Raw genomic sequence first — 12,618 nt, 5'->3', positions numbered from 1 at the left:
GCTTCGGTCGCACCAAGCCCGATGCGCGCGGCGACAACATGCCATCCGGCAATCGCCCACCCATGTGCCATGGCTGCAAGGCTCCAGGTCGTTACACCCGCTACCATCGATCGCAACACGCCCAATTTGTCCACCAGCCAGCCGGTAAACAAGAATGACAGCGCAGCCGCAACCTGCGTCACAAAAGCCAGATTGGCAAAATCCGTATCGTTCCAGCCGAGATCGGCGGATATGTCAGGCTTAAGGATCGCAATGACCGGCCGATCCATCGCATTGAAGATACCCGCGACACATAACAGTCCGAAAAGGATCCAACGCAATGTTGGTGTGATAGGCTTCACTTCGCTTCACCCCTGCGCATGACTGTGTCCACTTGGCGTATAGTCCAACCTGCTTTATGCTGGAACTTCTGATGCATCTGCCTATAGAAGGCCATATGACACCGCAAGACATAAACGCGAATTATATCGCTGACCTGTACGGCGAGACATATCTTGCCGAGGACAATCCGGCGCCGCGCAAACGATTGATGATCGGCGCATTGTTCCCGGGCCTTGCTGTGGTGGGTATCGCGTCGGTCGCAGCGACTTGGTTCTCTGAACATTATGCCATGCCCGTCATATTGGCCGGGCTTCTGCTTGGTCTGGCGCTCAATTTTATATCGGCTGAGCAAAAGGTTCACCCGGGCCTCGATTTCTGCGGCACATCTTGTTTGCGGTGGGGCATCGTTCTGTTGGGGACTCAGGTCACCGCGATGCAGATTGGCGGATTGGGTGCACTCGCCTTTCTGGGGCTGGTGTGCATCATGGCGCTGGTGATGGGCGCGGGCCTGTTCGGCGCGCGAATGGCGGGACAAAGCAATTATGCAGGCTGGCTTGCCGGCGGCGCGACAGCCATCTGTGGCGCATCAGCGGCCTTGGCAATCTACGCCGTTATTGGCCGCGAACGGCTGAACCAGAACCAATTCACGCTGACGTTGGTGGGTGTTTCACTCGCCAGTGCCATCGCCATGTCCTTTTACCCCCTCATCGCGGCGCAGCTTGCCTTTACGGATCGTCAGGCGGGTTTCCTGATGGGCGCGGCGATCCATGATGTCGCGCAGTCGCTGGGCGGTGGTTATAGTTTTTCCCAATCCGCCGGTGAAACGGCAACGATTGTAAAGCTGTCGCGCGTGGCCTTGCTGGCCCCAGCGGTGGCGCTCATTGGCCTCGCCATCGGCTCGGGCAATGGCCAATCGAAAAGCCTTGCGGCGAAGTTGAAACTGCCGTGGTTCATCATCGCATTCTTCGCGGTGGTTGCCGTCAACTCGCTTGTCGACGCACCAAAGTGGGTGGCCGAATATGGCCTGCTGGCATCCAAGGCGATGCTCTTGTTCGCGGTTACTGCAACCGCTATGCGGTCACGGCTTGATTTGTTACTCGGGCAAGGCTGGAAAGCGATGCTGCCCGTGATGCTCGCCACCTTGACCGCTTTCATCGCCGCGGCGACCTTTGCTTGGGGATTTTTATGAGCCAGCCAATTTTTGACCTCGCCGTAATCGGCGGCGGCATAAATGGTGCGGGCATTGCGCGCGATGCGGCCGGGCGGGGCGCAAAGGTGGTCTTGCTCGAGCGCGGTGATCTTGCGCGCGGCACATCCTCTGCATCGACAAAACTAATCCATGGCGGGCTGCGCTATCTTGAGCATTATGAATTCGCGCTGGTCCGGGAATCCTTGATTGAGCGCGAACGGTTGTGGGCCATTGCGCCGCACATCATTTGGCCGCTGCGCTTTATTCTGCCGCATCAAAAGGGCATTCGGCCCGCATGGCTCGTCCGCTTGGGCCTGTTTTTATATGACCATATTGGCGGCCGCAAACTGCTCCCTGCGACCCGGACCGTAAAGCTTGCGTCTGAACCCGCCGGGAAGCCGCTGAAGCCCCAATTCACAACAGCGTTCGAATATTCCGATTGCTGGGTCGATGATGCGCGACTGGTGATCTTCAACGCCATGGACGCCGCACAACATGGCGCAGAAATCCGCACGCATTGCGAAGTGACGCACATCGAACGACGTGATGGCATCTGGCATATCGAAATTGCAGGACAGCCGCCCATCAAGGCGCGCGCCGTTGCCAACGCAGCAGGTCCCGCGGTGCTTGAACTGCTTGCGCGCACCACCGGGCGTCAACGCAACGCAGCGGAAACCATCCGGCTTGTCCGCGGGTCGCACATCGTTGTGCGAAAAATGTTCGATACGCCGCAGGCCTATTTCTGCCAAAACCCCGATGGCCGGATCTTCTTTGCCATTCCGTATGAGGATGATTTCACCCTGATCGGAACGACCGATGCTGATCACAAAGGTTCGCTCGACGACGTTTTCGCGACGCCCGAAGAAATCGATTATATCTGCGAGTCCGCTGGGGCATATTTCAAACAAACCATCACTGCGGCAGACGTTATATACAGCTATGCCGGTGTTCGTCCGCTGGTCGATGACGGGTCTGGCAAGCCAGAAACCGCATCGCGCGGTTACCATTTCGAAGTCGACGTTGATGCCGATGGGCAAGCGCCGATCCTGTCTGTCTTCGGCGGCAAGATTACAACATACCGTCACTTGGCAGAAAGCGCCGTCAAAAAGCTCGCCGGATATATGCCTATTCTCGATGGGCGAAGCTGGACGCTCCAACAGCCGCTTCCGGGTGGCGACTTTCCGACCGATGGCGCCGATCACTTGGCGGATGAACTGCAGCGCGCATATCCGTTTCTGCCGGCGCCGCTCACCCACCGCTGGGTGCGCAGCTATGGTACGCTGACGCGAGCGATTCTGGCCGATGCGAACGCCATCGCAGATCTTGGTACGCACTTTGGCCATGGGCTGTATGCGCGCGAAGTCGACTATTTGATCGGCCAGGAATGGGCGCGCTCCGCAAGCGACATATTGTGGCGGCGCAGCAAGCTGGGCCTGCGTTTTTCTGCTGAAGAAACAGCGAATTTGGAAAGTTACGTCGCGGGCAAATTACGGGAATAAGGCGGCTTAACCCCAAAAAATATCGTGAATGTTCAAAAGCGCATGCGGCTGGGCAAGGAAAACTACCGCAATATAGAATCCTTTCTGGGTTGATTTCCGCCGATAAAGGGACCATCTGCCCCCAATCGGAGTAAATTTATCTGATTAGGGACGTTGTTATGCGTTTGTCGAATATGGCAGATTATGCAGTGGTGGTTATGAGCGCGGCTTCGCGCCATTGCGGCTCTGCGCGCGTATCTGCGACGGACCTTGCGACCGAAACCGGCCTTGCGCTGCCCACGACTCAAAAGCTGGTAAGCATGTTGACCAAAGCGGGCCTGTTGCGTTCGGCACGTGGAACAGGCGGTGGCATCACGCTTGCCCGTCCTGCTGCGGCCATCAATCTGGCGGATATAATTGAGGCCGTTGAAGGCCCAATTGCGATGACCGCGTGCTGCGATACGCATAAACACGCCTTGGGTCAGCATTGTGCGAAAGAAGGCAGCTGCCACGTCCAATCGCATTGGCCCGTCGTCAACAACGCCGTGCGCGGTGCGCTTGCGCAAATCAATTTGGCAGGACTGACGCGATGACCGACGATATTGAAATCAAAGACAAGGCTGCATGGGATGCCGCCGAAAAGGTCGCCGATTACGAGCATGGCTGGTCGTCGGACATCGAAACCGATTTCGCGCCAAAGGGCCTGAACGAAGATACCGTTCGCTTCATTTCGGCAAAAAAGAATGAGCCCGAATGGATGCTCGAATGGCGGCTTAAGGCCTTTGCCATGTGGAAAACGATGGAAGCGCCGGATTGGGCCAAGCTCAATGTCCCGCCCATCGATTATCAGGACGCATATTATTATGCCGCGCCCAAGGCGAAGCCAAAGCTGAATTCACTGGACGAGGTCGATCCCGAAATCCTGCGCGTTTATGAAAAGCTAGGCATTCCAATTGCCGAACAGAAGTTGCTTGCCGGTGTCGAAGGCGGCGAAGATGGTGGCTTGCCCCAACGCCGCGTCGCGGTTGATGCCGTGTTTGACAGCGTTTCGGTGGCCACAACCTTCCGCGCGGAATTGGAGCGGGCTGGCGTTATCTTCCGCAGCATTTCGGAAGCGATTAAGGAATATCCTGATCTCGTCCGCAAATATCTCGGCAAGATTGTGCCGATGCACGACAATTATTTCGCGACGCTCAATTGCGCGGTCTTTTCCGACGGGACGTTCGTCTACATCCCCGAAGGCGTGCGCTGCCCGATGGAGCTTTCCACCTATTTCCGTATCAACGCGGAAAATACCGGACAGTTCGAACGGACATTAATCGTCGCCGACAAGGGCAGCTATGTCAGCTATCTCGAAGGCTGCACCGCGCCGATGCGCGACGAGAATCAGCTGCACGCCGCTGTGGTCGAACTGGTCGCGCTGGACGATGCCGAGATCAAATATTCGACCGTGCAAAACTGGTATCCCGGCGACGCGGAAGGCAAAGGCGGCATCTATAATTTCGTCACCAAGCGCGCATTGTGCCAGGGACGGAACAGCAAGGTGAGCTGGACCCAGGTTGAAACCGGCAGCGCGGTGACATGGAAATATCCAAGCTGCGTATTGAACGGCGAAAACAGCGTCGGCGAATTTTACTCGGTCGCGGTGACCAACAATCACCAGCAGGCCGATACCGGCACCAAGATGATCCACAATGGTAAGGGTTCGCGCTCGACCATCGTCAGCAAGGGCATCAGCGCCGGACACAGCAACAACACCTATCGCGGGCTGGTGCGCGTTGCGCCCAATGCAGAGGGCGTACGCAACTTCACCCAATGTGACTCGCTGTTGCTCGGGTCTTTGAGCGGCGCGCACACTGTCCCCTATATCGAAGTCCGCAACCCAAGCGCGCAGATCGAGCATGAAGCGACGACGAGCAAGATTTCGGACGACCAGATGTTCTACGCAATGGCCCGCGGCCTGAATGCCGAAGAAGCGGTCGCGCTGATCGTCAACGGCTTTGCCAAAGAAGTGCTGCAGCAACTGCCGATGGAATTCGCGGTTGAGGCGCAGAAGTTGTTGGGCATCAGCCTTGAGGGGAGCGTGGGGTGAGGCATTGTCGCTTCTCCAACGCAAAACGATTTAACGGAAAAACAAACGTCATATGCTCCAAATAAATAACCTCCACGCCAATGTTGGCGACAAGCCTATCCTTAAGGGCCTCACGCTCTCGCTGAACGCGGGCGAGATCCATGCGATCATGGGTCCGAATGGCGCGGGAAAATCGACGCTGGGCTATGTGCTTTCGGGACGCCCCGGTTATGAGGTGACCGAGGGTTCGGTGACCTTCAACGGGCAGGATTTGCTCGCCCTCGAACCGCATGAGCGCGCCGCCGCAGGTCTGTTCTTGGGCTTTCAATATCCGGTCGAGATCCCCGGCGTATCGAACGTCCAGTTCCTGCGCGAGGCGCTCAATGCGCAGCGCAAATATCGCGGTGAGGCTCCGCTGACCGGTGGTGAATTCCTGAAGGTCGCACGCGAACAGGCAGGCGCGCTTGGCATGGATATGGACATGCTCAAGCGTCCCGTGAATGTCGGCTTTTCCGGCGGCGAGAAGAAGCGCAACGAGATGGTGCAGATGGGTATCATCGACCCCGCGCTCGCGATCCTCGACGAAACCGACAGCGGCCTCGACATCGACGCGCTGCGCACCGTGGGCGATGGCATCAACCGCATCATGCGCAAGCCGGACAAGGCTGTGCTGCTGATCACCCATTATCAGCGGCTGCTCGATTATGTGAAACCCGACTTTGTGCATGTCCTCGCCGACGGCCGCATCACGCGGACCGGTGGTGCAGAGCTCGCGCTTGAGCTGGAGCGTGACGGGTATAAGGAGTTGGCGGCTTGAGCATGTCCGCGCCGACCCGCCACAATGAAGCATGGCGCTACAGCGACATTGCCGCCGTCGAGGCGGCTTGGCCATTGCCTGCGCCCGAAAGCATCATCGTGCCTGCGGGTGGGACATTTGCGCGGACCATCATTCAGGACGGCGGAACGATCCATCAACTGGACATCGCGATTGGCAAAGGCGCCACCTCCGCCATCCATGTGCTGAATATCGGCGGTGAATATGGGCGGGTGGAGCTTAACGTCACACTGCATGAAAAGGCTGATTTCAAACTTGGCGCGGTGCAAATTGGCGGCGGTGCGCAAACGCTTGAGGTCATTACCACTGTCACCCATGCAGAACCCGGCGCGACATCATCGCAGATCGTCCGCTCCGTCTTGGCGGGTACAGCGACCGGCACCTATCTCGGCAAAGTAGCCGTGGCACGCGATGCCCAGCAAACCGACAGCGTACAGTCCGTCAAAGCGATGCTGCTGGACCGCAGTGCGACCGCCAACGCCAAGCCCGAACTCGAAATTTACGCCGACGACGTCAAATGCGCGCATGGCTGCGCGATTGGCGAGTTGGACGCCATGGGACTTTTCTATCTGCAAGCGCGCGGCATTACCCCTGCCGAGGCAAAGAAGCTGATGTTACAGGCCTTTGTCGCGGGCGTGTTTGAAGGTGCGGCGGATGAAGAGGCGCTGACCGAAGCAGCGCTGGCCAAATTGGGGGATTTGGTGTGACCACCACCGCCCTTCGCGACCAATTCCCCGGCCTTGCGAACAACTGGCATTATCTCGACACCGCCGCGACGGCGCAAAAACCGCAGGTCGTGCTCGACGCGATGATGCGGGCCGGCGGCGCCGATTATGCCACCGTCCATCGCGGCGTCTATGCCCGCTCGGCCAATATGACTGTCGCGTTTGAGGCGGCGCGCGAGCGCGTGGCGCGCTTCATCGGCGCAGCATCGCCGAACGAAGTCGTGTTCGTGCGCGGCGCGACCGAGGGCATCAATTTGGTCGCGCAAAGCTGGGGGCCCGCCAATCTGAACGCTGGCGATCGCGTCATGCTCAGCCGGTTGGAGCATCATAGCAATATCGTGCCGTGGCAGATGCTGGCGGAAAAGGTCGGCGCGCATATCGACGTCTGCCCGCTGACCGACGACGGCCTGATTGACCTCGACTGGCTGGAAGCGAACCTTACTGAACAACATAAGCTCGTCGCGCTCGCGCATGTGTCCAATGTGCTGGGGTCGGTCCTTGGCGTAAAGCGTGCGGCCAAGGCTGCACATGCCGTTGGTGCCAAGCTCATGCTCGATGGCTGTCAGGCCGCGCCGCGCATGCGGCTGAACATGGCTGAGCTGGACTGCGACTTTTACGTCATGTCCGGCCACAAATTATATGGCCCAACCGGCGTTGGTGTGTTGTGGGCAAAGGCGGAAACGCTGGATTCCATGCCCCCATGGCAAGGCGGCGGCGCGATGATTGATCGCGTGACCTTCGAAAAGACGACCTACGCCCCCGCGCCATCGCGGTTTGAGGCGGGCACCCCGATGATTATCGAGGTAATCGGCCTGCACGCCGCGATCGACTTTATCGACAGCTTTGGTCCCGAGGCGATATTTGCGCATGAAAGCGCGCTCGCCGCGCAAACGCGCGACGCTTTGCGCGGCATCAATTCGGTCACCTTATACGGTCCGGAAAAGTCCGCTGGCATCGTGTCCTTCAGCATGGAGGGCATCCATCCGCACGATATCGGCACGATATTGGACGAAGAAAATGTCGCCATTCGTGCTGGCCATCACTGCGCACAACCGCTGATGGACCATCTGGGCATCCCCGCCACCGCGCGGGCGAGCTTTGGTATTTATAATGACGAAAATGATGTCGCAGCGCTGGTGCGCGGGCTGGAACGGGTGAAAAGGATTTTTGGATGAACGAGAACATCCGGATAGAAGAAGTTGATAGCGTCGAAAAGCCGCCCCGTGCGCGCGTGGAAAACGCCGTCGAAACACCAGGCGAAACATTGGCCCGCAAGAAGGATTATCTGGAGGGCTTTCTCGCGCAGAAACCTGCTGCGCCATCACCGGGCGAACCCGACGGCGATTTGTACGAAGCGGTCATTGCAGCGCTTAAGGAAATTTACGACCCGGAAATTCCGGTGAACATTTACGACCTTGGCCTGATTTATAATGTCGAGATCAATGACGGCCATGCGCTCGTGTCGATGACACTGACGACCCCGCATTGCCCGGTGGCAGAATCCATGCCGGGTGAAGTTGAACTGCGCGTTGGCGCGGTGCCGGGCATTGGTGATGCTGAAGTAAATTTGGTCTGGGAACCCGCATGGTCGCCAGCCAATATGACCGATGAAGCCCGTCTGGAGCTTGGAATGTTATGACCGATGTAAAGACCCGCGTTCGCCCCGCAGCAGTCATCCTGACGCCCGCGTCGGAAGCGCGGATTGCCGAACTGATGTCCAAGGCACCCGAAGGCGCGATTGGCGTCAAGCTGTCCACGCCGCGTCGGGGCTGTTCGGGCCTCGCATATTCGGTCGACTATGTGTCCGAGGCCATCGCTTTCGATGAAAAAATCGAAACGCCCGGCGGCGTGCTCTATATCGATGGCGGCTCGGTGCTTTATCTCGTCGGCTCCATCATGGACTGGGTCGAAGATGAATTTGCCGCTGGCTTTGTCTTCAATAATCCCAACGCCACCGGCAGTTGTGGCTGCGGAGAGAGTTTTACGGTTTAAAAACCGAACTGCAGCCGGAACGCCACGCCGATGTCATTCGGCGCGCTTTCGAAATGCCCCGGCTCCTGTCGCCAGAACAGGTTTGACGACACATAGCCGCCGCTCATTGGCAATATCCAAGCAATCTCGCGCGCGATTTCGCGGCCTTGCGGCGCAAGGCTGAAGTGCCTGATGCCGAATGTCGGCGTAAGCGTCGCGTAATCATAGGCAATGGGCACATTCAGTGCGAGACCGCCGCTGGTGACGCGCAGCGGTTGGGCAAACCGAAACGCCAGCCGGTCGCCATAGGCAAATGCGTTGGCCCGTGTGACGTCAAAGGAAAATGCGTTGCTCTTCAGAAGGCTTTGTCCCGTCAGTGTCGAACCCGCATGGGCATAGGTCCATCCTTGCCGCCAACTGGTGCCGATGGACCAATCCTGTCCCAAAGCCGCTTCCATATTGCCGTCGACGAACAGGCTGCGCGCACCGCCGCGACCGATGAAATTGGCAAAACGGGCACCGAGGATGGTTTCATCCTCCCGCATCCAATTGGCACCCAGCGCCAGTCTGGCCGGCCCGATCTTGCGATCCAGCGAGAGCCCTAATGTTGCATAGGGATATTGGCGTGTACCCCGGCGGAGATATTCGTCGCTAGCGCCTTGATACAGACGGGCCTCACCATGTTCGACGCTGCCCGTCAGTCCGAAAGCACCCAATTGCTGTCGCAGGGCAAAGGAATTGCCCGGCTGGCGTTCAAACCCGCCCTCCATCCGCGCCGCACCAGCGGTCAAAAAGGCGCTGCTTGCCATGTCTTGCAAGGCCACAACCTGATGGGCGGCCGTTTGCCGGATGCCCAAGCTAAAGCGGGTATCTTTGCTAATATCTGCGCTCACCCGGCCCGCCAACAACCGCGCCTGTCGCGCGTGCCCGTCCGAAAGCGCAAGCGGCAATATACTGGCTGTGCCGGCGCCGTTGTCGCTGATGGAAAATGCAATTTGGGTTGTGCCAAGAACCGCGCTGACCGATCGGTCCTGATGGATAAGCGCAGGCGTTAACCTTAACCGGGGTGCAGTTGCATTCAATCCATGCGCAAGGTCGATGTCATATGCACGACCATAGCTATCGACGATCACCGCGTTCACGGGACGATTGGACATCGCAACATCGCCCATCGGGCCACTTGTTGTGCCACCATCGCCCGAAAGCGGAACGGCTATTGTTGTGCCCGCCAATGACGTCGTTCCGGCGGGCGCAAAGGCGCGCGCAATATCCAATATGCCGCGTCCGTAAATTGCGTCAGTGCCAGGGTCGCCCGCATCACGGGCGGACGTCAGGAGCAGATTTACAATCTGTGCGCCCGTGAGATTGGGAAAGGCTTGCGCCAGCAAAGCTGCAGCTCCGGAAATCTGTGGCGCAGAGAAAGACGTGCCGTTGAAAACGCGGGAGATTGTCTGACCATTTTGGTCGAACCGGTAAATTGCGTCGTCCCGATATTCGCAGCAGATGCCCTGCCCCAGTGCCGACAAAACCGACGCCTGCGAAACGCCGGCCTTGTTGCTGAAATTCGAAATCACGCCCTGATCATCGACAGACGCAGCGATGATGACGAGACCGTTACCATTGGCCAACAATGCTTGGGCAAATGGGCTCGGGTTGTTCGGGTCGAACGCAGGCACTGCATCATTGCCTTCATTACCAGCCGAAGCGACGATGATGATGCCTGCCTGAGTCGCACGGTTAATCGCCGCGCGAAGCGTGGCACTCGCGCCACCTGCACCGCCCAGAGATATATTTATAACACGCGCACCATTTTCGATGGCGCGGTCCACACCTGCTGCAATCGCGGAGTCATAAAACGAGCATTCCGCCGCATCCTCACCGGGCGCGGCTGTGGTGCAGCTGCCGGCTTGGTCCGCACGCAATGCCAAAATCGTCGCGTTAAAAGCAATGCCATGGACATCGCGGTCATCCTTGGCAGCGGCAAGCACGCGCGTGACTTCCGTCCCATGACCATCATCGTCGCCAAGCGGCCTGCCTGCGCCCGTGACATCGCCCGACTGCGCATGAATACGCCCGGTGAATTCGTGGCTATTGGGATCAATCCCGGAATCAATAACGCCCACGGTCACACCCAATCCCGATGCGCCGGTGCGATAGGCCGTTATCGCGTTGTGAAAATCCGGACCGTCGGACCGATTAAATTCCGCTGTCGCAAAATTTGGCGAGGTTGGTGGCGGCGGAGGGGTTGGTGGGGGTGGTGCCACAACTGGAGGGGGCGCGGGCGGTGCAGGTGGTGTCGAATTGACCTCTCCACCGCCACAGGCAGAAAGCGACAATGCAAATATAATCGACCCGCCGATGACCAGCTTACGATCAGACAAAGCTGCACTCATGACCTTGCAAACCCTCTATGCGGGGCACCCTTTTACGCACAAATCGCTTTCGCCAATCATAACATGGTTATTGAGATATTCCCAACGCGTTGTTACGCGCGGACCATGCAATCATATTTCACCGATATCGACACATGGATCTTTGATCTCGACCTCACCTTATATGGCCCGGAGGCGAATATCATGGCGCAGATCCGGGATCGGATTGCGCTATATGTCGAGGATCATTTTCAAATTGGTTCCATCGAGGCGCATGAAATCCGGCATCGCTATTGGAAGAAATATGGCACGACATTGGGCGGACTCATGGCCGAACATGCGGTTGACCCTTACGGCTATCTCGATTTCGTCCATGAGGTTGACCTAAGCTTGTTGCAACCCGCGCCGGATTTGCGTGGGCATATTCATGCTTTGCCGGGCCGGAAAATTATCTTCACCAACGCCGATGCACCTTATGCCGAGCGCGTGTTGACCGCCCGCGGTCTAGACGATGTGTTTGAGGATATTTTTGACATCCACCGCATGCAGCATATGCCAAAACCTTTCGCCGGCAGTTATGATGCCTTGTGCAACGAATTGGGGATCGACGCCACGCGCGCACTTTTTGTGGAAGATTCGGCCCATAATCTCGTCCCGGCCAAAGCGTTGGGCATGCGCACAATTTGGGTGAAACATGAAGGCGAAGCTGATAGCGCAGCCCATCAAGACCATATCGACCATGAAATTTCCGATGTGACCCAATGGCTATCGGAAATTCACAGCTTTGAAAGAGCCGCATGACTGAACAGCTAACTGCTATCATTGACGCCGCATGGGACGCCCGTGACGCGATCAGCAGCGCAACCCAAGGCGAGGTGCGCAACGCCGTACAAACCGCATTGGCTGGCCTTGATGACGGGTCACTGCGCATTGCGGAAAAGCTGGATGGCAGTTGGCAGGTCAACCAATGGCTGAAAAAGGCTGTTTTGTTGTCGTTCCGGTTGAATGACAATGTCGTGGTTGATGGCGGTGCAGCTGGTGCCCCTGCCTATGACAAGGTCCCTTCCAAATTTGCAGGATGGGGCGAAAGCCGCTTCGGGGACGCAGGGTTCCGCGTTGTGCCCGGCGCCGTCGCGCGGCGCGGCAGCTTCATCGGCAAGAATGTTGTGTTGATGCCCAGCTTTGTAAACATCGGCGCACGCGTTGATGAAGGCACGATGGTCGACACATGGGCAACAGTCGGAAGCTGCGCGCAAATTGGCAAAAATGTCCATCTGTCGGGCGGCGTTGGCATTGGCGGCGTACTTGAGCCGCTGCAGGCCGGCCCCGTCATCATTGAAGACAATTGCTTCATTGGCGCACGGTCAGAAGTTGTAGAAGGCGTCGTTATCGAAGAAGGCGCAGTGCTTTCGATGGGCGTTTTCATCAGTTCCACCAGCAAAATCATTGACCGGACAACCGGCGAAATCTTTGTGGGCCGCGTACCGGCATATTCGGTTGTTGTCCCCGGTTCGCTCCCGGGCAAAGCGCTTCCCGACGGCAGCCCGGGCCCAAATCTTTCCTGCGCGGTCATCGTGAAACGCGTCGATGCACAGACCCGCGCAAAGACCGCAATCAACGACCTGTTGAGGGATTAATTCGCCGAACCGAGCAGGG

The 12,618-nt window shown here is 58.0% G+C and carries 13 protein-coding genes; 11 read left to right on the top strand and 2 right to left on the bottom strand.

The features are described from left to right. A partial coding sequence (locus ACIQ0G_RS06930) for an MFS transporter (RefSeq protein WP_397577271.1) occupies positions 1–341 on the bottom strand: 341 nt, incomplete at its 3' end. Positions 342–412: 71 nt separating this feature from the next. Here ACIQ0G_RS06930 and ACIQ0G_RS06925 point away from each other — a divergent pair. From ACIQ0G_RS06925 to ACIQ0G_RS06885, 9 genes are all read left to right on the top strand, one after another. Beyond that, positions 413–1,510 carry a YeiH family protein gene (locus tag ACIQ0G_RS06925; RefSeq protein WP_397577270.1) on the top strand — a complete coding sequence of 366 codons (1,098 nt, stop codon included), beginning with the start codon at positions 413–415 and terminating at the stop codon, positions 1,508–1,510. Beyond that, complete coding sequence (locus ACIQ0G_RS06920) at positions 1,507–3,009, top strand: glycerol-3-phosphate dehydrogenase (RefSeq protein WP_397577269.1); 1,503 nt, start codon at positions 1,507–1,509, stop codon at positions 3,007–3,009. The genes ACIQ0G_RS06925 and ACIQ0G_RS06920 overlap by 4 nt, the downstream gene beginning before the upstream one ends. A 158-nt stretch (positions 3,010–3,167) precedes the next feature. Beyond that, a complete protein-coding gene (locus ACIQ0G_RS06915) occupies positions 3,168–3,581 on the top strand; it encodes an SUF system Fe-S cluster assembly regulator (protein ID WP_183939063.1) in 414 nt (137 codons plus the stop codon). Further along, the gene (gene sufB / locus ACIQ0G_RS06910) at positions 3,578–5,080 is read left to right on the top strand and encodes a Fe-S cluster assembly protein SufB (protein WP_183939061.1); all 1,503 of its coding nucleotides are present in this window, start codon (positions 3,578–3,580) and stop codon (positions 5,078–5,080) included. The genes ACIQ0G_RS06915 and sufB overlap by 4 nt, the downstream gene beginning before the upstream one ends. Before the next feature lie 52 nt (positions 5,081–5,132). Continuing rightward, positions 5,133–5,876, top strand: coding sequence for a Fe-S cluster assembly ATPase SufC (gene sufC, locus ACIQ0G_RS06905; protein ID WP_397577268.1), 744 nt, complete (start codon positions 5,133–5,135; stop codon positions 5,874–5,876). Between the two features lie 2 nt (positions 5,877–5,878). Then, the gene (locus ACIQ0G_RS06900) at positions 5,879–6,601 is read left to right on the top strand and encodes a SufD family Fe-S cluster assembly protein (RefSeq protein ID WP_397577267.1); all 723 of its coding nucleotides are present in this window, start codon (positions 5,879–5,881) and stop codon (positions 6,599–6,601) included. Further along, positions 6,598–7,794: an aminotransferase class V-fold PLP-dependent enzyme gene (locus tag ACIQ0G_RS06895; protein WP_397577266.1), complete on the top strand. Its 1,197-nt coding sequence runs from the start codon at positions 6,598–6,600 to the stop codon at positions 7,792–7,794. Before ACIQ0G_RS06900 ends, ACIQ0G_RS06895 begins: the two co-directional genes overlap by 4 nt. Continuing rightward, a complete protein-coding gene (locus tag ACIQ0G_RS06890; RefSeq protein WP_306064587.1) occupies positions 7,791–8,258 on the top strand; it encodes an SUF system Fe-S cluster assembly protein in 468 nt (155 codons plus the stop codon). Before ACIQ0G_RS06895 ends, ACIQ0G_RS06890 begins: the two co-directional genes overlap by 4 nt. After that, the gene (locus tag ACIQ0G_RS06885) at positions 8,255–8,611 is read left to right on the top strand and encodes an iron-sulfur cluster assembly accessory protein (protein ID WP_183939052.1); all 357 of its coding nucleotides are present in this window, start codon (positions 8,255–8,257) and stop codon (positions 8,609–8,611) included. Before ACIQ0G_RS06890 ends, ACIQ0G_RS06885 begins: the two co-directional genes overlap by 4 nt. Here ACIQ0G_RS06885 and ACIQ0G_RS06880 read toward each other — a convergent pair. Further along, entirely contained in the window at positions 8,608–10,983 is a 2,376-nt protein-coding gene (locus ACIQ0G_RS06880; RefSeq protein WP_397577265.1) for a S8 family peptidase, read from the bottom strand. The genes ACIQ0G_RS06885 and ACIQ0G_RS06880 overlap by 4 nt on opposite strands. Positions 10,984–11,088: 105 nt before the next feature. On the opposite strand from ACIQ0G_RS06880, the gene ACIQ0G_RS06875 reads away from it, so the two are divergent. After that, a complete protein-coding gene (locus ACIQ0G_RS06875) occupies positions 11,089–11,763 on the top strand; it encodes a pyrimidine 5'-nucleotidase (RefSeq protein WP_397577264.1) in 675 nt (224 codons plus the stop codon). Next, positions 11,760–12,599 carry a 2,3,4,5-tetrahydropyridine-2,6-dicarboxylate N-succinyltransferase gene (dapD, locus tag ACIQ0G_RS06870; RefSeq protein WP_397577263.1) on the top strand — a complete coding sequence of 280 codons (840 nt, stop codon included), beginning with the start codon at positions 11,760–11,762 and terminating at the stop codon, positions 12,597–12,599. Before ACIQ0G_RS06875 ends, dapD begins: the two co-directional genes overlap by 4 nt. The last annotated feature ends 19 nt before the right edge of the window (positions 12,600–12,618 follow it).

The organism is Sphingorhabdus sp. (genome assembly GCF_044354325.1).
Lineage (GTDB): Bacteria > Pseudomonadota > Alphaproteobacteria > Sphingomonadales > Sphingomonadaceae > Sphingorhabdus_B.
The sequence above is the reverse complement of the archived record's forward strand: the minus strand, read 5'-3'. Positions and strand labels throughout refer to the sequence as shown.

Excerpts from the sequence above, each read along its gene's own strand:
- sufC (WP_397577268.1), top strand. The coding sequence starts at position 5,133 with ATGCTCCAAATAAATAACCTCCACGCCAATGTTGGCGACAAGCCTATC.
- sufB (WP_183939061.1), top strand. The coding sequence starts at position 3,578 with ATGACCGACGATATTGAAATCAAAGACAAGGCTGCATGGGATGCCGCC.
- ACIQ0G_RS06915 (WP_183939063.1), top strand. The coding sequence starts at position 3,168 with ATGCGTTTGTCGAATATGGCAGATTATGCAGTGGTGGTTATGAGCGCG.
- ACIQ0G_RS06875 (WP_397577264.1), top strand. The coding sequence starts at position 11,089 with ATGCAATCATATTTCACCGATATCGACACATGGATCTTTGATCTCGAC.
- ACIQ0G_RS06925 (WP_397577270.1), top strand. The coding sequence starts at position 413 with ATGCATCTGCCTATAGAAGGCCATATGACACCGCAAGACATAAACGCG.
- ACIQ0G_RS06920 (WP_397577269.1), top strand. The coding sequence starts at position 1,507 with ATGAGCCAGCCAATTTTTGACCTCGCCGTAATCGGCGGCGGCATAAAT.
- ACIQ0G_RS06885 (WP_183939052.1), top strand. The coding sequence starts at position 8,255 with ATGACCGATGTAAAGACCCGCGTTCGCCCCGCAGCAGTCATCCTGACG.
- ACIQ0G_RS06900 (WP_397577267.1), top strand. The coding sequence starts at position 5,879 with ATGTCCGCGCCGACCCGCCACAATGAAGCATGGCGCTACAGCGACATT.
- dapD (WP_397577263.1), top strand. The coding sequence starts at position 11,760 with ATGACTGAACAGCTAACTGCTATCATTGACGCCGCATGGGACGCCCGT.
- ACIQ0G_RS06880 (WP_397577265.1), bottom strand. The coding sequence starts at position 10,983 with ATGAGTGCAGCTTTGTCTGATCGTAAGCTGGTCATCGGCGGGTCGATT.
- ACIQ0G_RS06890 (WP_306064587.1), top strand. The coding sequence starts at position 7,791 with ATGAACGAGAACATCCGGATAGAAGAAGTTGATAGCGTCGAAAAGCCG.